The sequence below is a fragment of the Janibacter cremeus genome, assembly GCF_013409205.1.
In the GTDB taxonomy this organism is placed as follows: Bacteria; Actinomycetota; Actinomycetes; order Actinomycetales; family Dermatophilaceae; genus Janibacter; species Janibacter cremeus.
The window spans coordinates 2,088,361-2,109,324 of record NZ_JACCAE010000001.1 but is presented as its reverse complement, the minus strand read 5'-3'; the positions used below and the strand labels follow the sequence as shown (position 1 = coordinate 2,109,324).

Sequence of the window (20,964 nt, the reverse complement as noted above, 5' to 3'; positions counted from 1 at the left end):
CGATGCCGAAGAACGCGTCCCTGGGCGGCCTCGAGCGGGCGGTCATGGACATCCTGTGGGCCGATGAGGCCGGCGACGGGCTGTCCGTGCGTGAGGTCCTCGACCGCCTCACCGATCGGGATCTGGCCTACACGACGGTGATGACCGTCCTCAGCCGCCTCGAGACGAAGGGGGTCACCACCCGAGAGAAGCACGGGCGCTCCTGGCGGTACCACCCGAGCTCGACGCGCGAGTCCCTCACGGCCGAGGCGATGCGCAGCCCGCTGGACGACCTGAGCGGAGAAGAGCGGCAGGCGGCGATCCTGCACTTCCTGACCGAGGCGAGCCCGGACGATCTCGCGGCGGTCCGCGAGGCGATGGCCGCCGTGGAGACCAAGGGCGACCGGTCGCGCCGCCGCCGCGGACGTGGCGAGGACTCCGCCGGGTGATCGCCGGGCTGCTGCTGCTCTGCGCGGCGGCGCTCCTGGGCGCACCGCACCTGCTCGTGCGGCTCGAGGGCATGCGGCACAGTCCACGGGCCGCACTCGTCGTGTGGCAGGCGCTGTCGCTGTCGGCCGTGCTCTGCCTCCTCGCCGTGGGGCCCGTCGCACTCATCCAACCTCGGCCGTGGCCGTCACCGGCGGCCCAGCTCGCCGTCGCCGTCATCGCGGCCTTCGCCTCCGTGGCCGTGCTCCTACGGCTGCTGATGAACGGACACCACGTCGGGCGTCGCATCCGGGCTGCCCGCAGTGAGCACCGGGACCTCGTCGATCTCGTGGGCCGTCACGAGGGTGCCCGCACACGGGTGCTGCCCTCCCACCGTCCGGGCGCCTACTGCCTCCCGGGTGCCGGACCGCGTGTGGTGCTGACCGAGGCCACGCTGGCGGCGCTGCCCGAGGACCAGCTGGCGGCCGTCGTGGCGCACGAGGAGGCCCATCTGCGCGAACGGCATGACCTCATCCTCGAGTTCTTCACCGTGCTGCACACCTCGACCCCGCGGCTTCTGCGCACGGACACGGCGCTGCGGGAGGTGGCGCTCCTCGTCGAGGTGCTGGCCGACCGCGCGGCCCGGGAGGAGGTCGGCGAGGTCGCCTTGGGCCGTGCGATCGTCGCCCTCGCGGAGGCCGCGGGCCTGGCGGATCTCACGCCGGGCGCAGGCGCCGGTGCCGGCGCCGCCGTGGCCAGGATCCGACTCCTCGCAGTGGACGACCCGACCCCGGTACGCAGTCTCGCGCTCTACACGGTGGGGGTCGCCGTGCTGGTGCTGCCCCCGGCCCTGACCGCGCTCGCCGCAGCGTCCTGAACGCATGCCGTTCATCCCCCCCCCTCCCGGACCGTCTTCCGCCCTAGGCTGAACGGCCAGTCGTCCACGGGGGCGGCGTGAGACAGAGAGGACACTGCATGCCCATCCACGGCTCGCTCTTCCAGGACTTTCGCGAGGCGGAGACCTCGGACCAGTTCTCGTTGCAGAACAAGAAGCTGCTCAAGATCCAGATGGGGCACGGCCCGGTCCTGGCGAAGTTCGGCTCGATGGTCGCCTACCAAGGCGATGTTCGCTTCGAGAACCAGGGCTCGGGCAGCATGAGCAAGTTCTTCAAGCAGGCCAGGACGGGCGAGGGCGTGAAGATGATGACCTGCTCCGGGCAGGGCGAGCTCTTCGTCGCCGACCATGGCTCCGAGGTGCAGGTCATGTACCTGGAGAACGACATGATCTCCGTCAACGGTCACAGTGTCCTCGCCTTCTCCGCGTCGATCGACTGGGACATCCACCGGATCCAGACGAGCGGCGGCGCGATGACCGGCGGCCTGTACAACGTCGTCCTGCGGGGCACCGGCTACGTCGCCATCACGACGAAGGGGGACCCCGTCGCCCTCGACGTGGCGAGCGCTCCGACCTTCGGCGACGCGGACGCGGTCGTCATGTGGACCGCAGGGGTCACCATGGACATCAAGGTCGACAGCGGCGGCCTGAAGTCGCTCGTGCGCGGCGGCAGCGGCGAGGTCCTGCAGATGGCCTTCGGCGGGGAGGGATACGTCCTCGTCCAGCCTGCGGAGTCGGTGAACCAGCGCGGCGACCAGTCCGCATCGGGCGGTGGCGGCGGACTGAGCGACTTCCTCGGTGGCTGAGCGTCCGCGTCGGTGGCCGGCAGCCGTCGGCGGGGCCATCGCTGCCGCGTTTACGCTTCTGCTGCTCGCCGCTGTCATCTTCGTGGCCGAGACGGTGCTGCTGGGCGGCACCACCCGGCAGTGGTGCGAGGAGTCGCCCACCTTCGAGGTCGGCGGCAAGGTCGCCACGCGGTGCGTCCGCGAGCGCGTCGACACCAACCTCGTCGCGTCGGACGTCCACGACATCGAGTTCTTCCTGACCTTCGACGTGCCGCCGCCCAGCACGCGCTTCCAGCCGGAGCCGTGGCCCCTCGCCGAGTCCGACGTGGAGATCACCTTCACCGACGGCGAGGTGACCGTGGGCAACGCCCGCAGCATGTCCTCGACCTACCCCGACGAGGTCTACGAGGACACCCGCTGAGGCGCTCCCGTCGTCGCGGGAAGGCCCTCAGCGCACGACGACGGTCGAGCCGACCGGCATGAGGCCCTCGGACCAGATGAGGTCCATCGCTGGGTTGCTCACCCGGGCGCAGCCGTGCGAGGCCGGGTAGCCGGGAACCGACCCGAGCCCGTGGACGGCGATGCCGCCATTGAAGTAGCGCGGCCGGTAGAGCGTGCCCAGCTTGGCTTCGTCCCACCCGTCGACGGAGCGAAAGACCGAGAAGCTCCCGGGCGGCGTGGTCGCGATGGCCCGCTTGCCCTGCGATGAGGTGTACGGCTGTCCCGAGCCGGTGCTGGTGTGCAGGACGTACTTCACGGCGCCACCGCGAACGACGACCAGCACCTGTCGGGCGAGGTCGATCTCGATCCGGTTGGCCGGACCACCCTGGACGGGTGGACGGACGCCGCGCTCGAGGGCGGACAGCGTGTTCGGCCCAGCGATGCCGTCGCGTCCCAGACCGGCGGACCCCTGCAGTGCCATGACGGCTTGGACGGTCAGGCCGGCGTAGTCGGAGTCGGGTGCGCCCAGCCAGTACCCGAGGTCGGACAGTTTCTGCTGCAGGTCACGTACGGCGGGTCCGGAGTCCCCTGGCCGAAGGGTGGTGCTTGCCGGCGTCGTCTCCGGAGCCGTCGGCGCGGGAGACGTGCTCGTCGTCGGTTCCTTCGCCTCCTCGGCTGCTTCCGCTTCAGCTGCTTCCTCCGCCTCGGCCTCCGCCGCTGCCTTGGCTTCCGCTTCGGCCTTCTCCTTGGCCGCGGCCTCGGCTTCGGCCCTCGCCTGGGCTTCCGCTGCCTCCGCTTCCGCTTCCGCTTCGGCCTTCGCCTTCGCCTTCGCCTTCGCCTTCGCCTTCGCAGCAGCCTTGGCCTCCTCCTCGGCCTTCTCCCTCGCGTGAGCGTCGGCCCTGGCGTCCGACTTCTCCTGGGAGGCGTCCGCGGATGGGTACGACGGTGCGCCGCTCCCGTCGGGCAGGACGGTCGTGGGTGCAGGCTCCTGCGCCTGTGGCGCCCCCTGCGCGCCACAGGCAGCAAGCAGCCCGGCCACGGTGAGGGCAGTCAGGACGCTGCGAGTCCGATGGATCATGTGAAGTTCCCCTTGACAGAAGTTGGGTGCAGTCTCGTGACCCACGACGCCCTTGGACCACCGGTTGTTGCGTGTCGCCGCAGACTGTGACCGTTGTGTAACCCGTAGGTGCGATCTGCAGGCAATCGAGGGGTGATGTTCATCGCTTTTCCCCGGCGCACTAGTCTGCTCGCGTGCTTGTTGACCTGCAGATGCCACACATCGCCCCGGGGACGCCGTAATGAGCGACCTGCCCACCGCTGGCGACTCCGGCTGGAGCGACCCCGACACGCTCGGCGCGATCCCGCCGGTCCGCACCGTCACCTACTGCGGCTACTGCGGTGAGTCCGCGTCGAAGAAGAGCCACGTGCTGTGCCGCCAGCGTCTCGAGGTGGAGCCGCCGAAGATGTGCACCACCTGCCGGCGTCAGTTGACCGTGGAGAAGACCGCGGACGGCTGGGTCGCCCAGTGCAAGAAGCACGGCGAGACGTCCGGCACGATCACCCGCGCCTGAGTCGACCGCAACAGGGGCGAAGGGGGAACCACCACCCCTTCCCCCTGCCCGTCCACACGGAACAAACTCCCGACGCCCCGGCGTTCGAGTCCAGTGGTTGAACTTTCCACCCCCACCTTTCGGAGCCCAGCATGAACGTCGTCACCCTCGTCGGCAGCCTCCGCGCCGACTCCACGAACCGCCAGCTCGCCCTGAACGCGATCGACCACCTGCCCGAGGGCAGCACGGCCCCGATCTTCGACCGCGTCGCCGAGCTGCCGCACTACTCCGAGGACATCGACGTCGAGGGCCACGTCCCGGCCGTCGCCGAGGAGCTGCGCAGCGCCATCACCGACGCCGACGCGCTGATCGTCGTCACGCCGGAGTACAACGGCACCCTGTCCAGCGTCATGAAGAACGCCATCGACTGGGCCTCCCGCCCCTACGGCATGGCCTGCATCAAGGACACCCCGGCGATCGTGCTCGCTGCCTCCGCCTCCGCCCGTGCCGCCCAGTGGGCTCGCGCCGACGCCGTCCGCACCCTCCAGGTCGCCGGCGCCCGGGTCGTCGAGGACACCTTGGGCGTGGGCAGCTCGCACGAGGCCTTCGTCGAGGGCAAGCTCATCGACCCCGAGGCCGACGCCACCTTGCGGACCCTCGTCTGTCGCCTGGTGCCGGCGCCGGTGCCGGCCGTCTGAACCACCGCACTGGCCGAGGGCCGCCATCCACTGTGGACGGCGGCCCTCGTCGTGTACCCGGCCAGTTGCACGCCCCCTACGAAGTGCAGCCAGCAGCACTTCGTAGGGGAGTGCACGGGCGAAGGGGGCAACCCGCGATTTTGCACCATCGGCCAGATAGTGCAAACTGCAATTAGTGACGAATAGTGCAATGGACAGTCGGCGGACGGCGATCATCGCCGCCGCGCAGCGCCTCGCGGTCAGTTGCGGCTACTCCGGCTTCACCTTCGACGACCTCGCCCAGGCGGTGGGCGTCTCCCGGCGCACCCTGTTCAACCATGTCTCCTCCAAGGAGGAGGCCGTGCTGGGCATGCTGCCCGTGCTCACCGACGAGCAGACCGAGACCCTGCGTGCCGGTGGCCCCACGGGTGACCTCGTGCAGGACCTGGTCATCACCGCCATCGACAGCCTCGGCGGCGACGACGCGACCGCGCAGGACTGGCAACAGCTCCAGGCCGTCATCCGCCGCAACCCCGAGCTGCTCGTGCGCGTGCAGGACCACGTCGACGAGCTCGGCCTGTCCCTGGTCACACACCTCGCCGCCCGTGACGGCGTCGGCGAGGAGCAGGCCAGAGTCGTCTTCACCGTCGTCGGCGGCCTCATCGGCCGCGCCGTCCAGGACCTCATCGACTCCCCCGCCGCGGACCTCCAGTCCGGTGGGCTGACCGCCCGTGTCCACCACAACCTCGCCCTCGCACGGGAGCTCCTCGCCACCCGGCGGTGACCCCCCTTCGCCCGATACCCGGCCCCGACGACGTGGTCGCACACCCACCTCGCCCGAAAGGCACCCCATGGCCCACGCCCTCTACCGGCTCGGCAGGCTCGCGCACCGGCGCTGGTCGGCCTTCATCGTCGGCTGGCTCGTCCTCCTCGTCGCCATCGGCGGCGCCGCAGCGACGATCGCCCAGCCGATGACCGACTCCTTCACCATCCCGGGGATCCCCTCCGAGAAGGCGATGGAGCTGCAGCAGGAGCTCTTCCCCGACGCGAGCGACCCACTCGACACCCCGATGGGCAACGTCGTCGTGGTCGCTCCCGAGGGCCAGCAGCTCTCCGACCCGGCCAATGCCAAGGCCGTTGACAACCTCCTGGCCGAGCTGCGCGAGGTGCCGCAGACCGGGGACCCGGAGCAGTTCGTCAACCCCGTCGCCGCGGACCAGGGCGTGACCCAGCAGTACCTGTCGATGGCGCAGGAGAACGGCACCCCCAAGGACGTCGCGAAGGCCAACGCCGCCGCGGTCTCCCCGTTGTCGCAGGACGGTCGCGCCGGCCTGATCCAGTGGACCTTCGAGGGTGACTCGATCACCGATGTCGAGCCGGCCACCAAGGATGCCGTCCACGCCGCCGTCGAGGACGCCCGCGACGCGGGTCTCGACGCCGCCGCAACCGGATCCGGCATGCAGGGCATGCCCGACATCGGCGTGACCAGCGAGCTCATCGGCATCGCCGTCGCGCTGCTGGTGCTCGTGCTGACCTTCGGCTCGCTCGTCGCCGCCGGACTGCCGATCCTCACCGCACTCGTCGGCGTCGGCACGGGCGCGCTCGGCGTCACCGCGGCGACCGCCTTCTTCGACCTGTCGACGACGACCCCGATCCTGGCCACGATGCTCGGCCTGGCCGTCGGCATCGACTACGCCCTCTTCATCCTCTCGCGCTACCGCACGGAGCTGCGCGGCACCAGCGACCGCGAGCACGCGATGGGCCTGGCCGTCGGCCGCGCCGGCTCGGCCGTCGTCTTCGCGGGGCTGACCGTGATCATCGCGCTCGTCGCGCTGTCGGTCGTCAACATCCCCTTCCTGACAGCCATGGGTCTGGCCGCCGCGGGCACCGTGCTCGTCGCCGTGCTCGTGGCGCTCACCCTGCTGCCGGCGATCCTCGGCGCGCTGGGCGGGCGCGTCTTCGCCGGACAGATCCGCAAGAACCGGATCGTCGACGAGGGGGCGCACACCGAGAACGGTGGCACCCGCTGGGCCCGCGCCATCGGCGCCCGCCCGGTCGTGGCCGTGCTCGTCACCGTCCTCGCCCTCGGCGCCCTGGCCATCCCGGCCAAGGACCTCAACCTCGCCCTGCCGACCGACTCGACCGCCGCGCAGGGCACCCCCCAGCGCGAGGCCGGCGACCTCATCGCCGAGCACTTCGGCGAGGGCCAGGAGGCCCGCATGTCCGTCGTCGTCGACGCCCGCGAGGTCCAGGACCCGCGTGCGGCCGGTGCCGCCTTCGGCGAGGTCACGAAACAGCTGGGCGCGCTCGACGGCGTGGCCAACGCCCAGATCGTGGGCACCAACAAGGCCGGCGACGGCGGTCAGGTGCTCGTCACCCCGGCCACGTCGGCGTCCGACCCCGCGACCGAGGAGCTGCTGCACGAGGTCCGCGACCTCACGTCCGAGCTCGAGGAGGAGACCGGCACCACGATCGGCGTCACCGGCCTCAACGCGATCCAGACCGACGTCTCGGAGAAGCTCCAGGACGCACTGGTCCCCTACCTCGCGGTCGTCGTGGGCCTGGCCTTCATGCTGCTCATGCTCGTCTTCCGCTCGGTCCTCGTGCCGCTCACCGCGACCCTGGGCTTCGTCCTGTCGACGGTGGCGACGCTCGGTGCGACCGTGCTGGTCTTCCAGGAGGGGCTCTTCGGGCTCGTCGACGGCGCCCCGCTGATCAGCTTCCTGCCGATCCTGATGATCGGGATCGTCTTCGGACTGGCGATGGACTACCAGGTCTTCCTCGTCACCCGGATGCGTGAGGCGTACGTCCACGGGGAGAACGCCCGCGAGGCGGTCGTCGACGGGTTCCGCCACGGGGCTCGGGTCGTCACGGCGGCCGCGGCGATCATGATCTCGGTCTTCGCCGCTTTCGTGCTGCAACCGGACAACCTCATCAAGTCGATGGGCTTCGCGCTGGCGACCGCCGTGCTGCTCGATGCCTTCGTCGTGCGGATGGTGCTCATCCCGGCACTGATGTACCTGCTGGGTGACCACGCCTGGGCCATGCCGAAATGGCTGGACCGCCTGCTGCCCAACGTCGATGTCGAGGGCGAGGCGCTGACCCGGGACACCGCTGCGGGAGCACCGGCAGAGACGGTCTCGGCCTAGACCTCCCTTCGCCCCCCGCCGCGACATGCGCAGGTGAGGGGCGAGGGGAGGCCCACTGTCGGCGCCGACGTGGATACGATCGGGGCGAATGACCACAGGGGCTGCCACGGCCAGAGGGGGTGAGGCGGTGCGTCGCACGCAAGTGGCGATCATGGGCGCCGGGAGCATCGGGTGCCATCTTGGGGGCTGGCTCGCCTCCAACGCCGAGGTCACCCTCATCGGACGCGCCCCGATCATCGACGCCATCGAGGCTCAGGGGCTGACGGTCAGCGACCTGGATGGCCACCGCCGCACCGTTGCGCCCACGAGCCTGACCCTGGCGACCGAGGCCAGCGCCGTCGTCGACGCCGACTACGTGTTGATGACGACCAAGAGCAACGGCACCGCCAGGGCGACTCGTCAGATCGCGCCCTATCTCGACCCGGACTCGGTGGTCGTCTCCTTCCAGAACGGCTTGCGCGCCGCCTCGATCATCGACGAGGCGCTCGGGTCGGCCTTCCCCAGCCGCGCGTCGCGGCCACTCGCGCTGTCGGGGATGGTCCCCTTCAACGTCGTGCGTACCGGTGATACCCACTGGGCGCAGACGGTGAGCGGGCGGATGAAGGTCAAGGACCACCCGCGCATCGACCCGTTCATCCGGGCGGCTCACGGCGCGGGCCTGCAGATCGGGGTCGAGCCGGACATGCGCGCCGTCCTCTTCGGCAAGCTCCTGCTCAATCTCAACAACGCCGTCAACGCCCTCACCGGCCAGCCCCTGGCCATCCAGCTGCGCGACCGCGACTGCCGCACCGTCCTGGCGGCCTGCCAGGACGAGGCGCTCGTGCTCGCTCGGCGCCTCGGCGTGAGCCCGGCACGGATGACGCCCCTGCCGCCCGCGCTGGTGCCCTCGCTGCTGCGCTCCCCCAACCCGGTCTTCACCACCCTCTCCCGCGCCTCCCTGAAGGTCTCGCCGCAGGCCCGCTCGTCGATGGCCGACGACCTGTCCGCCGGACGCTCCACAGAGATCGACGAGATGCAGGGCGCGATCGTCGCCCTCGGGCGGACCCACGGCACCTCGACCCCCGTGTCCTCTCGGATCGTCGACCTCGTCCGCGAGGCCGAGGAGGCCGGCGCGGACCGCCGTCGTTGGACCGGAGCGCAGCTGCGCGACGCGGTCGGCCTGTGACCGCGATGCCCACCACCCTCGAGGACCTGTCCCTCCCCCGCGCCGTACTCGTCAGCGGCAGCGGGACTCACGTCGGCACGAGCGTCGTCACGGCCGCGCTCGCCGCGGCCCTGACGGCTCGGGGTTCCGACGTCGGGCTGGTCACGCCGGTCCGGCCAGACCACGCCCCGGCCGATGCTCCTGTCGTCACGCACGCCAAGCGCGTGGCCGGACTCGATACCGGACTCGTCCTCGTCGAGGGTGCCGGCGGCCTGCTCGTACGCCTCGACAAGCGGGGCGGGACGCTCGCGGACGTGGGCACTGCCCTGCGCTACATGGGCGTCTCCACTGGTGTCGTGGTCGTCGCCTCCACCGGCCCCGGCGCCGTGAACTCGCTCGCGCTGACCGCCGAGGCACTGGCGACACGCTCCCTCCCCCTGCTCGGTGTGATCGTCGCCGACTGGCCGCACGAGTTCGGCCCGGCGGAGCTCGCCGATCTCGAGGAGTTGCCGCTCGCGGCGAGGGCGCCACTGCTCGGTGTCCTGCCCCACGGGGCCGGCTCCCTTGCGCCGCAGGAGTTCACATCGCGGACCCCCGAGTGGTTCTCTCCGGTGTCGTGGGCGACGATGCAGGCATGACTTTTCGGATCACAGTCGTCTGCACCGGCAACATCTGCCGGTCGCCGATGGCTGAGTTCGTCCTGCGGGAGCGAATCGACGAGGCCGGGCTCGCCGACCAGGTCGTCATCAACTCCGCCGGGACGACCACGTGGGAGGAGGGCAACCCGGCCGACCCACGCACGATCAGCGCACTGCAACGCCACGGCCACACCGGCGACTACTCGGGTCACCGCGCTCGCGTCTTCGATCGGCGCTCCTTCGCCGACGACGACCTCGTCCTGGTCGCCGACCACGAGCACTACGCGGTGCTGCGCCGCCTCGCCGCGGTCCCCGAGGCCCAGGACAAGATCCGCATGCTGCGCTCCTTCGACCCCTCCGGGCCCAAGGGTGGTGCTCTGAGCATCGACGACCCCTGGTTCGGCGACGACTCCTCCTTCGACCGCACCTACGCCGAGGTTGCCGCGGCCGCCGACGGCGTCGTCGACTTCGTCCGCAAGCAGCTCGCGTCCGCCGACTGACGGACCGCTGGTGAGTACACCTCGCGCGCAGGGGGCCTCCCAGTTTCGTGTCAGACAGGGCGGGTACCCTCCCCGCATGCCTCGCCCCCGTCGCACCGCCGCGCTCGCCAGCGCGCTGCTCGCGGCGACGGCCATGACGGTCGCTGCGTGCGGCGGCGGCGCCAACGGCGACCCCTCGTCGACTTCCGGGGCCAGCTCGTCCTCGGCGTCCACGAGCAGCTCGACCTCCCCCTCCGAGACGTCGACCTCCCCGACCGAGTCGCCGACGCCGGACCCCTACGCGATCAACTGCAAACTGGTCACGCAGCGGGTCGTCGACCAGTGGACGGGGGACGGCCAGCCCTCGCACGTGGAGGCGACCGAGGACGGCTGCCGCGTCGTCAGCTCCGACGCCAAGGGCGCCCTGATCATCGCGTGGCGCTATCTCGACGTGCGCTCCGACTCCGGCGACCAGGGCGAGGTGCGCGAGGTCAGCAAGAACAGCCGGGCGGTCGAGATCGAGGAGGGCCTGACTGCCGTGCGCAGCGAGTCCGACGTCGACCCGACTCGCAAGACACGGCTCTACGTCACTTTCGACAACGGACGCACCCTCTACGCGGAGGCGACGGCGACCCTCGACCGGCCGCGGACCATGCCGGAGCTGGAGGACATGACCGCGACGGTCGTCAAGGCCTATGCCGACCAGCCGCCGCTACCGAGCCCGCCGGTCGAGCCGGAGACCTCCTCGACGTCGAGCTGACCAGCGGCGAAGGGAGCCGCGCAAGACCGGGGCGGGGACCCCCCTTCGCCTGATGGGAAGATGTGCGCATGCAGAGCCTCGCTGACGCCACTCCCCAGATCGCCCTCGGCGCGCTCGACGGCCGATACCGGCCGGCCATCGCCCCACTCATCGACCACCTGAGCGAGCCCGCACTGAACCGCATGCGCGTGCACGTCGAGGTCGAGTGGCTGATCCACCTGACGACCCACCGGGTCGTGCCGGGTGTGCGCGCCCTCACCGAGGACGAGCAGCGGCAGCTGCGTCAGGTCGTCGAGGACTTTGGTCCCGAGGACATCGCCGAGATGGCCGCGACGGAGAAGGTCACGCAGCACGACGTCAAGGCCGTCGAGTACTTCCTCAAGCAGCACCTGTCGCGGATCGCGCCGGATGCCCGGGACGCCGGACTGGCCGAGCTGATCCACTTCTGCTGCACCAGCGAGGACATCAACAACCTCGCCTACGCGCTCATGGTCCAGGGCGCGGTCGAGCAGGTCTGGCTCCCGCGCGCCGACGAGCTCGCCAAGAGCGTGGCCGCCATGGCCGAGGATCTGCGGGACGTTCCGCTCCTCGCCCACACCCACGGCCAGCCCGCGACGCCGACGACCATGGGCAAGGAGCTGGCAGTACTCGCCCACCGTCTGCTCCGCCAGGTGCGGCGCATCGCCGCCGACGAGTACCTCGGCAAGCTCAACGGTGCGACCGGCACCTACGGTGCCCACCTCGCAGCAGTGCCCGAGGCGGACTGGCCGCAGATCTCGCGCACCTTCGTCGAGCACCTGGGCCTGACGTGGAATCCCCTCACCACGCAGATCGAGTCCCACGACTGGCAGGCCGAGGTCTACGCCGACATCGCCCGCTTCAACCGCGTGCTGCACAACCTCTGCACCGACATGTGGAGCTACATCTCGATGGGCTACTTCGCCCAAGTGCGCGGACAGGGGACGGTCGGCTCGAGCACGATGCCGCACAAGGTCAACCCGATCCGATTCGAGAACGCCGAGGCCAACCTCGAGGTGAGCAACGCCCTGCTCGACGTGCTCGCGACGACGCTCGTGCAGTCCCGCCTGCAGCGCGACCTCACCGACAGCTCGATGCAGCGCAACATCGGCACCGCCCTCGGTCACTCGCTGCTCGCCATCGACAACGCCGGCCGGGGCCTGGCCGGGCTCGACGCCGTGCCAGAGGCGATGGCAGCCGATCTCGACGCCAACTGGGAGGTGCTCGGCGAGCCCATCCAGTCGGTGATGCGTGCCCTGGGTGCCGGCGGTGTCGAGGGGATGGACGAGCCCTACGAGCGGCTGAAGGAACTCACTCGCGGGCGTCGCATCGGCCAGAGCGACCTGGTGGAGTTCGTGCGCGGCCTCGGTCTGCCGGCCGATGTCGAGGAGCGCGTGGCCGCGATGACCCCGCAGACCTACATCGGTCTGGCCCCGAGCCTCGTCGACGCACTCCGACAGGACGGCCAGTGAGCGCATCACCGCAGACAGGCAGCGACTCCGCCGTCAGGGAGATCGCCTATGTCGCCGTCTTCGCGGCGTTGATCGTCGCCCTCACCCTCTTCCCGGCGCTCGACATCGGCCCGGTGCCGATCACGCTGCAGACCTTCGCCGTCGCGCTGGCCGCGATGGTCCTGGGTGCCCGTCGCGGGGCGCTGACGGTGCTGACCTACTTGGCGCTCATCGCGATCGGCCTGCCCGTCGCGGCGGGGTACGTCGGTGGGCTCGGGGTCTTCGCCGGCCCGACCGGTGGCTTCCTCATCGGCTTCGTCCCGCAGGCGCTCGTCGTCGGCGGTCTGGCCACGTGGGCTGTGCGCAAGGACGTCTCCGTGCTGCGGCTGGTCCTCGCCGGCATCGCCGGGATGCCGGTCCTCTACGTCATCGGCACCGCGTGGCTGATGGCCGTCACCGGAATGGGTCTCGGCGCGGCGCTGGGCGCGGCGGTACTGCCCTTCCTCGTCGGCGACGTGGTCAAGCTCGTCCTCGCGGCGATCGTCGCCGCGGGCGCCATGCGCGCGCTGCCCGGCCTGCGCCGCCGCTGAGTCGGTTGGTCGGCACCGATGAGCATCCGATTCGAGGAGGTTCACCTCGATCTCGGGGACCGCACGGTCCTGCGCGGTGTCGACGCCGAGCTCACGCAGCGACGCGTCGGCATCATCGGCGCCAACGGCTCCGGCAAGTCGAGTCTGGCGCGCACGATCAACGCGCTCGTGCGGCCGACCCGTGGCCGGGTGCTCCTGTCGGGCCGCGACGTCGCGCAGGACCCGAAGGGGGCCCGTCGTGCCGTGGGATTCCTCTTCCCCGACGCGACTTCGCAGATCGTCATGCCGACGGTGCGTGAGGACCTGGAGTTCTCGGTGCGTGGCCTGCCGCGGGCGCGGCGCGAGGCGAAGGTCGAGGCGGCCCTGGTCGACTCCGGTCTGGCCGACCACGCCGACCACCCCTGCCACCTGCTCTCCTCGGGCCAGCAGCAGCAGTTGGCCCTGGCTGCGGTGCTGCTCGTCGACCCCGAGATCGTCGTCGCCGACGAGCCGACGACCCTTCTCGACCTGCGCAACCAGCGTGCGGCCCGGGAGCGCTTCACCGCGCTGCGCCAGCAGCTCGTGCTCGTCACGCACCACCTGGAGCTGCTCGAGGACTTCGACCGGGTGCTGCTCATCGCCGACGGGGTGATCGCCGCCGACGGTGCGCCGGCCGAGGTGATCGACCACTACGAGCGGATGATGGCGTGAACCTCGTCGGGGTCTACCGGGCCGGTGACTCGTGGGTGCACCGGTTGCCCGCCGGCGCCAAGGTCCTGGCGTTGGTCGTCATCACCATCGCTGCGCTGCTGATCTCCTCCCCCCGGATCGCGCTCGCTCTGCTCGCGGCGTCGCTGCTCGCGCTGCTGTCGACCGGGGTACGCCTGCGCACGCTGGCCAAGCCGCTGCGCTTCGTCGGGATCGCTGCCGTCGTGCTCGCCGGGATCATGTGGTGGCAGCAGGGCCCCGGCCCGGCGACCGTGACGGTCGGCCGGCTGCTCTCCCTCGTGCTGCTCGCGTGGACGGTCTCGCTGACCACACGCGTCAGCGAGATGCTGCGCACACTCCAGCGCGGACTGCGCCCACTGCGCCCCCTCGGGGTCCAGCCCGATGTCATCGGACTGACGATCGCCCTGGCCGTGCGCAGCGTGCCGCTGCTCCTGGCGACGGTGGACACCGCCCAGCAGGCCCGTCGGGCACGTGGGCGTGGGTGGTCGATCACTGCTCTCGGCGTGCCCGTGGTCGTGCGGTCGGCGCGTGTTGCCGAGGAACTCGGGGACGCCCTCATCGCGCGGGGATACGACCCGGGTGAGCGTGGGCCGGACGGATGACGCTCTGCGCAAGTGTCGTTGGCGCCGGGAAGAAGCACAGGAGCGGGGTGGCGGGACGCGATCACGCGGCGGCCTCGCCGACACCCGGTCCCACACTCCTACCGACCGGCGTGTCAACATGGCCCCGTCGGCCCATTCAGGGGACAGCACCACGAGGCCGGCACACGTAGGAGGACGACATGCGCCACGGCACGCGAGCGAGACAGAACCTGAGGCTCACCGCACTCACCTCGGGAGCCGCGCTCGTGATCGCCGGATGCAGCACGGTGGCCGGCGAACCCCCGGAGGACACGTCGACGTCGACCTCGTCGGCGGCCTCGTCGCCGGCCTCGTCGGCGGCCACGCCTCCTTCGCCCTCGACCGATGCCACCGAGGACGACCAACCGGACAAGGCGGCCCTCGCCCGGGCACGGGCCCTGGCCGAGGGCCACGACCTCGGCGCGGCACTGGAGGTGCTGGCCGACACCGACGGCTCGGAGGCTCGACAGCTGTCCAGGAGCCTGCGCTCCGAGCGCTCACAGCTGGTCACCTGGCCGAAGGGCAAACCGGTCCCGCACCTGTTCTTCCACAGCCTCGTCGTCGACCCGGAGCGGGCCTTCGACGGTGACGACAGGGCTCAGGGCTACGACGACTACATGGCCACCATCCCGGAGTTCACGCGCACGCTGGAGTCCCTCCTCGAGCGTGACTACGTCCTCGTCGACCCGCATGACATCGCCACGGTCGGCGACGACGGACAGATGCACTACCGCTCCATCCGACTGCCCGAGGGCACCACACCCATCGTCCTGTCGCTCGACGACCTCAGCTACTACGAGTACATGGACGGCGACGGCTTCCCCGACCGGCTCGTCGTCGAGGACGGGCAGGTGCGCACGGTCTACACCGACAGCTCCGGGCAGAAGGAGGTCGGCGCGCACGACGTGGTCCCGATCCTCGACGACTTCGTCGAGAAGCACCCGGAGTTCTCCTACCGGGGCGCGAAGGGCACCGTCGCGATGACCGGCTACGACGGGGTGCTCGGCTACCGCACCTCGCAGCGCTCCCACGGCGAGCGAGACGACCTGGCGGAGCAGCAGGCCAAGGCCACCGAGGTCGCCACGGCGATGAAGGAGGACGGCTGGTCCTTCGCCTCCCACACGTGGGGACACATCACGCTGACCGGGGCGTCACTGGCCAAGGTGCAGGCCGACCAGCAGCGGTGGGCGCGGGAGGTCGAGCCGATCGTCGGGGAGACCGACATGCTCATCTACCCCTTCGGTGCAGACATCTCCGGCGTCGCGCCGTATTCGGGGCCGGTCTACGAGTACCTCCACGACGAGGGCTATGACTACTTCTTCAACGTCGACGGCACGCGTCCATGGCAGCAGATGGAGGGTGGCTACCTCCGCCAGGGTCGGATGAACGTCGACGGACTGCTGCTGCGCAAGAACCTCTCCGGTGAGTCGGACTCCCTCGCGCCCTTCCTCGACATCAAGGACGTCTACGACACCGACCGGGACTGATCACGCACCTCGGGCTCGCGCTCGTCGGCAGCCATTCGGCAATCCCCCGGCCACCAGATCCGATCGCCGACGTCGGCGACGATCGCCGGCACGAGGATCGAGGAGGTGACGATCGTGTCGAGCAGAACGCCGAAGGCGAAGGCCGGCACCGGCGTCGACGGGTCCGCCCCCGGGTAGTCGAGGACGTGGTTGATGAGCACCGCGGCCACCCCGAGCGTCACGCCGAAGCTGAGCACGTTGCCGTCATGGGCCGCGCCGGTGTCCTCTGCTGGATGCGCTCGATCACACCATGGCGGCGTAGAGGGCGAGAGCGCTCGCGCTCCAGCCCGCGGGGCGCGGGTGGACCCACTCGGAGTACTCGTAGCCGGTGCCGAGGACGGGCACGAGCCAGGAGTTGGGGTTGCCGGTCAGCGCGCCCGTCTCGAGGCCGTGCGTGTAGCCGCCCCAGTCCGGCTTGACGTCGACGAAGGTGAATCCGGCCCCGGGCGTCGACGCGGCCAGCTCGTCCATCGCGGCCCGCTGCACCCGGTCGCCGCGCTTCTGCATCGCGCTCAGCGCCTTGCCGGCGTCGTAGGTGGAGCCGAGCTTGTAGGTGTCGGTGTTGATCAGGTGCGGATACCCCAGCAGGTAGACGTGGGCGTTGCCCTCGGAGCGCTCGTGCACCGCCGCCAAGGCCTCCTTGGTGCGGGCCTTCATCTGCGGGATCGTGGCGTTGGCTGCATCCATCGACGTCTTGCAGCTGCCCGGGGAGCGCAGGACGAGGCAGTTGGTGACGATCGTCGTGAAGCCGATGTCGTTGCCTCCGATGGTCAGGAAGACCGCGTCGGTCTCCGGGGTCACCGCGTCGATCTGTGGTGCCGCGGTCAGCTGACACTTCACGGTCGCGGTGAAGAGGTTGCCGATCGCCGCACTCGAGTCGATCGCGTAGCTCCAGGACCAGTCCGGCTGAGCCGGTGTTCCGCACAGCTCGGCGTCCTTGGCCTGCTCCAACCACTGGGCGCGGGCGTCGACGGTGCCCTTGGGCACCTTGAAGGTCCGCGTACGCAGTTTCCGGGAGCCGATGTCCCGGGGGGTGAGGATGTCGGCGATGACACCGCCGCTGCACGCGGCATTCGTGTAGGTCGCTCCCTGACGACGGGCCACCTTGGCCCCGTAGTTCTCCGAGGACCGCCAGCAGATCTTCTCCGCGTAGGATCCCGCGCCATTGCCCGAGGAGTAGGAGTCACCCAGCTGGACGTAGTGGGGCGCGTCCGCGGCGTTCGCCGCGGGTGCGCTGACCCCGATCCCGGCGATGGCGGCGGCAACCGCGGTGGCGATGGACAATGAGCGGTGACGCATGGTTCCTCCGGTGGCGCGACCGGTCTCCTGCCGACCGGCCTTCGACTACCGGACGGTAACTTACTCTTCAGTAGGCCGCGACCCGAGTCCCCGTGACCGTGACCCGGGATGCGAAGGGAGCATCGACCCGGTCAGGCAAGACGCACGAGCGCCCGTGGGCGCTCCCGGGGGAGGTCACCCCGCTCGAGCTCGGCCGTGACGACCTGGCGGTCGAACGCCGTGCGGCCGCCGCGGGTGGTCAGGAAGGCGGTGTCGGCGGCGTCGCGACCGGTGGCGATGCGCACCATCGCCTCGCGGGGGGCGAGGCGGGTGCCATCGACGATGTGCCAGGCGTCTTCGACCCACACCTCCGCGACGGCGTGGAAGTCCATCGGCTGCAGGCCCGGCGCGTACACCGAGACGAGCCGCGCCGGGGTGCCGAGGGCACGCAGCAGCGCGACGACGACGTGGGCGAAGTCCCGGCAGACCCCCTTCGCCTGCAGGATGGAGTCGACGGCACCGTCGGTGCCGCGGCTCGCGCCGGAGATGTAGGCCATGTGCGTGTTGACCCACTCGGTGACAGCATGCACGAGCGCCACGCCGGCCTGCGCGGGGAAGAGCTGCGCGGCCATCGGCGCCAGCCGGTCGGACTCGGCGTAGCGGCTCGGACGGGTGAAGACCCATCGGTCGTGCGTGACCTCGGGGCCGACTTGCTCGCCGGTGGGCCGGGTGAGGTCCACCAGGGCGCTGTAGGTGACCTCCAGCCATCCGTCGCCGACCTCCTCGAGCAGGTGCAGCCGGGTGCCGTGGCTGCCGACCAGCTCGATCGGCTCGACCTGCGTGCCGCCCGTGTGGACGAGGATCTCCTCCTCGAGCACCTCGTGGGCGCTCGAGACGGCGAAGGACAGCAGCGCCTCGCGCACGCCCGTCGTGCTGTAGGCGAACTTGGTGCCCACCCGCGCACGAAGGGTGGTCGGGTCGGCGGCGACGATCGCGAGGTCGGTCATGGGTCAATGGGATCACATCACACGAGGGCTCACGGTCGCTGAGCGACCTGCGCCCCGCGGGCCCTGGAAATGCAGGGTCAGGCCGGCTCGGTCACCGCCAGCAGCGCGGACAGAGAGGCCAGGGCCTGCGGGTTGATCCAGTAGTAGACGTAGGTGCCGCGACGCTCGGAGCCGACGATGCCGGCCTCGCGCAGCAGCCGCAGATGGTGCGAGATCGTCCCCGACGACAGGTCGAAGGCGGGGGTGATGTCGCAGACGCACAACTCGGGCTCGGCCGCGATCATCGAGGCCATTCGCAGCCGGACCGGGTCGCCGAGCGCTTTGAAGACCGGGGCCAGCCGGGCCGCGTCCTCCGCCGAGACCGGCGAGGTGGCCAGCCCGCAGCACGTGACGGCCCGCTCGCCGGGCACGGACTCGATTGCGCTCATGTCGCCATCTTGACACACTTCAAATCAAGGGTCACGCTGTACCGGTCAACCTGATTCGATGGACATCAAAGCAGGAGTGGTCCCCATGACCCAGCAGGACACCCACGACGCCGTCCGCGGGCGCTACGCCGCGGCCGCCCGCAGCTCACTCGACCCCGCCGGAGGGTGCTGCGACCAGACCACCGACCCGATCACCGTCGGTCTCTACGAGGGGAGCGACACCCCTTCGGACACCGCCCTGGCCGCCTCCCTCGGGTGCGGCAACCCCACTGCCCTGGCCGAGCTCGCCCCCGGCGAGGACGTCCTCGACCTCGGCTCCGGCGGCGGGCTGGACGTGCTGCTCTCCGCCCGTCGCGTCGGTCCGACCGGCACCGCCCACGGGCTCGACATGACCGACGAGATGCTCGATCTCGCGCGGCGCAACCAGGCCGAGGCCGGGATCGAGAACGCGCAGTTCCACAAGGGCACGATCGAGCAGGTGCCGATGGCCGACGCGTCCGTCGACGTGATCATCTCCAACTGCGTCATCAACCTCTCCCCCGACAAGGACGCCGTCCTCACCCAGGCCCACCGCGTCCTGCGCGGCGACGGGCACTTCGCCGTCTCCGACATCGTGCTGCTGCGCGAGATCCCCGATGCGCTGCGCGGCATCGTCGGCCTGTGGACCGGATGTGTCTCCGGGGCCCTGCTCGACTCCGACTACCTGGCCAAACTCGCCGACGCCGGGCTCACCGACGCCTCCGTCGAGATCACCCGCACCTTCGACCGGGAGGAGCTGCAGCGCATGTCCGACATGGTCGGCGACCACCTCCCCGAGGGCTGGACGCTGGCTGCCATCATCGACGCGCTGGACGGAGCCTTCGCCAGCGCCTTCATCCGCGCCCGCAAGGAGAGCTGAGTGTCCGTCACCACCCCTGATGCGCCGGAAGCGGCGCGCCTGTCGACCCTCGACCGCTACCTCGCCGTGTGGATCGGCCTGGCCATGGTCGCCGGGCTGCTGCTCGGCCGCGTCGTCCCCGGTCTCGGCGAGGCGCTCAGCGCCGTGGAGATCGACGGAATCTCGCTGCCGATCGCTCTCGGGCTGCTGATCATGATGTATCCGGTCCTGGCGAAGGTGCGCTACGACCGGCTCGACACCGTCACCGGCGACCGACGGCTGCTCGGGTCCTCGCTGGTGCTCAACTGGCTCGTCGGCCCGGCGCTGATGTTCGCCCTGGCCTGGACCTTCCTGCCCGACCTGCCGGAGTACCGCACCGGCCTGATCATCGTCGGGCTCGCGCGCTGCATCGCCATGGTCATCATCTGGAACGACCTGGCCTGCGGCGACCGTGACGCCGCCGCCGTGCTCGTCGCGATCAACTCGGTCTTCCAGGTCATCGCCTTCGCCGCGCTCGGCTGGTTCTACCTCGCCGTGCTGCCCGGCTGGCTGGGCCTGCCGCAGACCGAGTTCGACGTCTCCGCGTGGCAGATCGCCAAGTCGGTGCTGATCTTCCTGGGCATCCCGCTGCTGGCCGGCTACCTCTCCCGCCGGGTCGGCGAGCGGCACTGGGGCCGCGAGCGCTACGAGGAGTCCTTCCTGCCGAGGATCGGTCCGTGGGCCCTCTACGGGCTGCTCTTCACGATCGTCATGCTCTTCGCCCTGCAGGGTGAGGCGATCACCTCCCAGCCGCAGGACGTCGCGCGGATCGCGCTGCCGCTGCTGGCCTACTTCGCGATCATGTGGGGCATCGGGTACCTCACCGGCCGACTGCTGCGGATGAGCTACGAACGCACGACCACGCTCGCCTTCACCGCCGCCGGCAACAACTTCGAGCTGGCGATCGCCGTCGCGATCGCGACCTTCGGGGCGACCAGTGGCCAGGCGCTGGCCGGCGTCGTCGGTCCGCTCATCGAGGTCCCAGTCCTCGTGGGCCTGGTCTACGTCAGCCTCGCGCTGCGACGTCGCTTCCCGCTCCCTTCGCGGGCCGAAGCCGTGGCCGGGGGCACCCGATGAGCTCCGTCCTCTACGTCTGCGTGCACAATGCCGGGCGCTCGCAGATGGCCGCCGCGTACACGCGTGTGCTGTCCGAAGGAGCCGTCGAGGTGCGCTCGGCCGGGTCGGCGCCCGCGGACTCGATCAACCCGGCCGTCCACGAGGCGATGCTCGAGGAGGGGATCGACCTGTCCGCCGAGTCGCCGACGGTGCTGACCACCGATGCCGTGCAGGCCAGCGACGTCGTCATCACGATGGGTTGCGGCGACGCGTGCCCGATCTTCCCCGGGAAGCGCTACGAGGACTGGTCCCTGGCCGACCCGGCCGGGCAGGGCGTGGCGGCCGTGCGCCCCATCCGCGATGAGATCAGGGCGCGGGTGCGCAGGCTGCTCCTCTCGCTCACGGTGGAGTGAAGCTCGCAGGGCCGATCACGTCCCGTCCGG

The 20,964-nt window shown here is 70.6% G+C and carries 25 protein-coding genes; 20 read left to right on the top strand and 5 right to left on the bottom strand.

Features of this window, described 5'->3' with window-relative positions; all coding sequences use genetic code 11:
• The first annotated feature begins 2 nt into the window (after positions 1-2).
• The 4 genes from BJY20_RS10035 (at position 3) to BJY20_RS10020 (ending at position 2,506) form a co-directional block, all read left to right on the top strand.
• A complete protein-coding gene (locus BJY20_RS10035; RefSeq protein ID WP_185991401.1) occupies positions 3-428 on the top strand; it encodes a BlaI/MecI/CopY family transcriptional regulator in 426 nt (141 codons plus the stop codon).
• A complete protein-coding gene (locus tag BJY20_RS10030) occupies positions 425-1,282 on the top strand; it encodes a M48 family metalloprotease (protein ID WP_185991400.1) in 858 nt (285 codons plus the stop codon). Before BJY20_RS10035 ends, BJY20_RS10030 begins: the two co-directional genes overlap by 4 nt.
• A 98-nt stretch (positions 1,283-1,380) precedes the next feature.
• Positions 1,381-2,106 carry an AIM24 family protein gene (locus BJY20_RS10025; RefSeq protein ID WP_185991399.1) on the top strand — a complete coding sequence of 242 codons (726 nt, stop codon included), beginning with the start codon at positions 1,381-1,383 and terminating at the stop codon, positions 2,104-2,106.
• Positions 2,099-2,506, top strand: a complete 408-nt coding sequence (locus tag BJY20_RS10020) for a hypothetical protein (RefSeq protein WP_185991398.1) — start codon at positions 2,099-2,101, stop codon at positions 2,504-2,506. Before BJY20_RS10025 ends, BJY20_RS10020 begins: the two co-directional genes overlap by 8 nt.
• Positions 2,507-2,533: 27 nt before the next feature.
• Here BJY20_RS10020 and BJY20_RS15715 read toward each other — a convergent pair whose 3' ends face one another.
• Positions 2,534-3,604 carry a L,D-transpeptidase family protein gene (locus BJY20_RS15715; RefSeq protein ID WP_221935302.1) on the bottom strand — a complete coding sequence of 357 codons (1,071 nt, stop codon included), beginning with the start codon at positions 3,602-3,604 and terminating at the stop codon, positions 2,534-2,536.
• 220 nt (positions 3,605-3,824) lie between these two features.
• On the opposite strand from BJY20_RS15715, the gene bsaP reads away from it, so the two are divergent.
• The 13 genes from bsaP (at position 3,825) to BJY20_RS09950 (ending at position 15,797) form a co-directional block, all read left to right on the top strand.
• Entirely contained in the window at positions 3,825-4,097 is a 273-nt protein-coding gene (gene bsaP, locus BJY20_RS10010; protein ID WP_185991397.1) for a biotin synthase auxiliary protein BsaP, read from the top strand.
• Between the two features lie 131 nt (positions 4,098-4,228).
• Complete coding sequence (locus tag BJY20_RS10005) at positions 4,229-4,774, top strand: NAD(P)H-dependent oxidoreductase (protein WP_185991396.1); 546 nt, start codon at positions 4,229-4,231, stop codon at positions 4,772-4,774.
• A gap of 175 nt (positions 4,775-4,949) precedes the next feature.
• Complete coding sequence (locus BJY20_RS10000; RefSeq protein ID WP_185991395.1) at positions 4,950-5,537, top strand: TetR family transcriptional regulator; 588 nt, start codon at positions 4,950-4,952, stop codon at positions 5,535-5,537.
• 67 nt (positions 5,538-5,604) lie between these two features.
• Positions 5,605-7,902, top strand: coding sequence for an MMPL family transporter (locus tag BJY20_RS09995; protein WP_185991394.1), 2,298 nt, complete (start codon positions 5,605-5,607; stop codon positions 7,900-7,902).
• Positions 7,903-7,990: 88 nt separating this feature from the next.
• Positions 7,991-9,067, top strand: coding sequence for a 2-dehydropantoate 2-reductase (locus tag BJY20_RS09990; protein ID WP_185991393.1), 1,077 nt, complete (start codon positions 7,991-7,993; stop codon positions 9,065-9,067).
• Positions 9,068-9,072: 5 nt separating this feature from the next.
• On the top strand, positions 9,073-9,684 hold the full coding sequence (gene bioD, locus BJY20_RS09985) for an ATP-dependent dethiobiotin synthetase BioD (protein ID WP_185991392.1): 612 nt from the start codon (positions 9,073-9,075) through the stop codon (positions 9,682-9,684).
• Positions 9,681-10,184: a low molecular weight protein-tyrosine-phosphatase gene (locus BJY20_RS09980; protein WP_185991391.1), complete on the top strand. Its 504-nt coding sequence runs from the start codon at positions 9,681-9,683 to the stop codon at positions 10,182-10,184. Before bioD ends, BJY20_RS09980 begins: the two co-directional genes overlap by 4 nt.
• Positions 10,185-10,260: 76 nt before the next feature.
• Positions 10,261-10,923: a hypothetical protein gene (locus tag BJY20_RS09975; RefSeq protein ID WP_185991390.1), complete on the top strand. Its 663-nt coding sequence runs from the start codon at positions 10,261-10,263 to the stop codon at positions 10,921-10,923.
• Between the two features lie 68 nt (positions 10,924-10,991).
• Complete coding sequence (purB, locus tag BJY20_RS09970) at positions 10,992-12,413, top strand: adenylosuccinate lyase (protein WP_185991389.1); 1,422 nt, start codon at positions 10,992-10,994, stop codon at positions 12,411-12,413.
• Entirely contained in the window at positions 12,410-12,982 is a 573-nt protein-coding gene (locus BJY20_RS09965; RefSeq protein WP_185991388.1) for a biotin transporter BioY, read from the top strand. The genes purB and BJY20_RS09965 overlap by 4 nt, the downstream gene beginning before the upstream one ends.
• Positions 12,983-13,000: 18 nt before the next feature.
• Complete coding sequence (locus BJY20_RS09960) at positions 13,001-13,672, top strand: energy-coupling factor ABC transporter ATP-binding protein (protein ID WP_185991387.1); 672 nt, start codon at positions 13,001-13,003, stop codon at positions 13,670-13,672.
• On the top strand, positions 13,669-14,292 hold the full coding sequence (locus BJY20_RS09955; RefSeq protein ID WP_185991386.1) for a CbiQ family ECF transporter T component: 624 nt from the start codon (positions 13,669-13,671) through the stop codon (positions 14,290-14,292). Before BJY20_RS09960 ends, BJY20_RS09955 begins: the two co-directional genes overlap by 4 nt.
• A 179-nt stretch (positions 14,293-14,471) precedes the next feature.
• Positions 14,472-15,797, top strand: a complete 1,326-nt coding sequence (locus BJY20_RS09950) for a polysaccharide deacetylase family protein (RefSeq protein ID WP_185991385.1) — start codon at positions 14,472-14,474, stop codon at positions 15,795-15,797.
• Here the strand turns inward: BJY20_RS09950 and BJY20_RS09945 are convergent.
• From BJY20_RS09945 to BJY20_RS09930, 4 genes are all read right to left on the bottom strand, one after another.
• The gene (locus BJY20_RS09945; RefSeq protein WP_221935301.1) at positions 15,776-16,033 is read right to left on the bottom strand and encodes a hypothetical protein; all 258 of its coding nucleotides are present in this window, start codon (positions 16,031-16,033) and stop codon (positions 15,776-15,778) included. The genes BJY20_RS09950 and BJY20_RS09945 overlap by 22 nt on opposite strands.
• Positions 16,034-16,079: 46 nt before the next feature.
• A complete protein-coding gene (locus BJY20_RS09940; RefSeq protein ID WP_185991384.1) occupies positions 16,080-17,135 on the bottom strand; it encodes an SGNH/GDSL hydrolase family protein in 1,056 nt (351 codons plus the stop codon).
• Positions 17,136-17,266: 131 nt separating this feature from the next.
• Positions 17,267-18,121 carry a transglutaminase-like domain-containing protein gene (locus tag BJY20_RS09935; RefSeq protein ID WP_185991383.1) on the bottom strand — a complete coding sequence of 285 codons (855 nt, stop codon included), beginning with the start codon at positions 18,119-18,121 and terminating at the stop codon, positions 17,267-17,269.
• Positions 18,122-18,198: 77 nt separating this feature from the next.
• Entirely contained in the window at positions 18,199-18,549 is a 351-nt protein-coding gene (locus BJY20_RS09930) for an ArsR/SmtB family transcription factor (RefSeq protein ID WP_185991382.1), read from the bottom strand.
• Between the two features lie 85 nt (positions 18,550-18,634).
• Between BJY20_RS09930 and arsM the strand changes: the two genes are divergently transcribed.
• The 3 genes from arsM to BJY20_RS09915 are packed head-to-tail and all read left to right on the top strand — an operon-like array spanning position 18,635 to position 20,934.
• Positions 18,635-19,447 carry an arsenite methyltransferase gene (gene arsM / locus BJY20_RS09925; protein ID WP_185991381.1) on the top strand — a complete coding sequence of 271 codons (813 nt, stop codon included), beginning with the start codon at positions 18,635-18,637 and terminating at the stop codon, positions 19,445-19,447.
• Entirely contained in the window at positions 19,448-20,542 is a 1,095-nt protein-coding gene (arsB, locus tag BJY20_RS09920; protein WP_185991380.1) for an ACR3 family arsenite efflux transporter, read from the top strand.
• Positions 20,539-20,934 carry an arsenate reductase ArsC gene (locus BJY20_RS09915; RefSeq protein ID WP_185991379.1) on the top strand — a complete coding sequence of 132 codons (396 nt, stop codon included), beginning with the start codon at positions 20,539-20,541 and terminating at the stop codon, positions 20,932-20,934. Before arsB ends, BJY20_RS09915 begins: the two co-directional genes overlap by 4 nt.
• Positions 20,935-20,964: the final 30 nt, after the last annotated feature.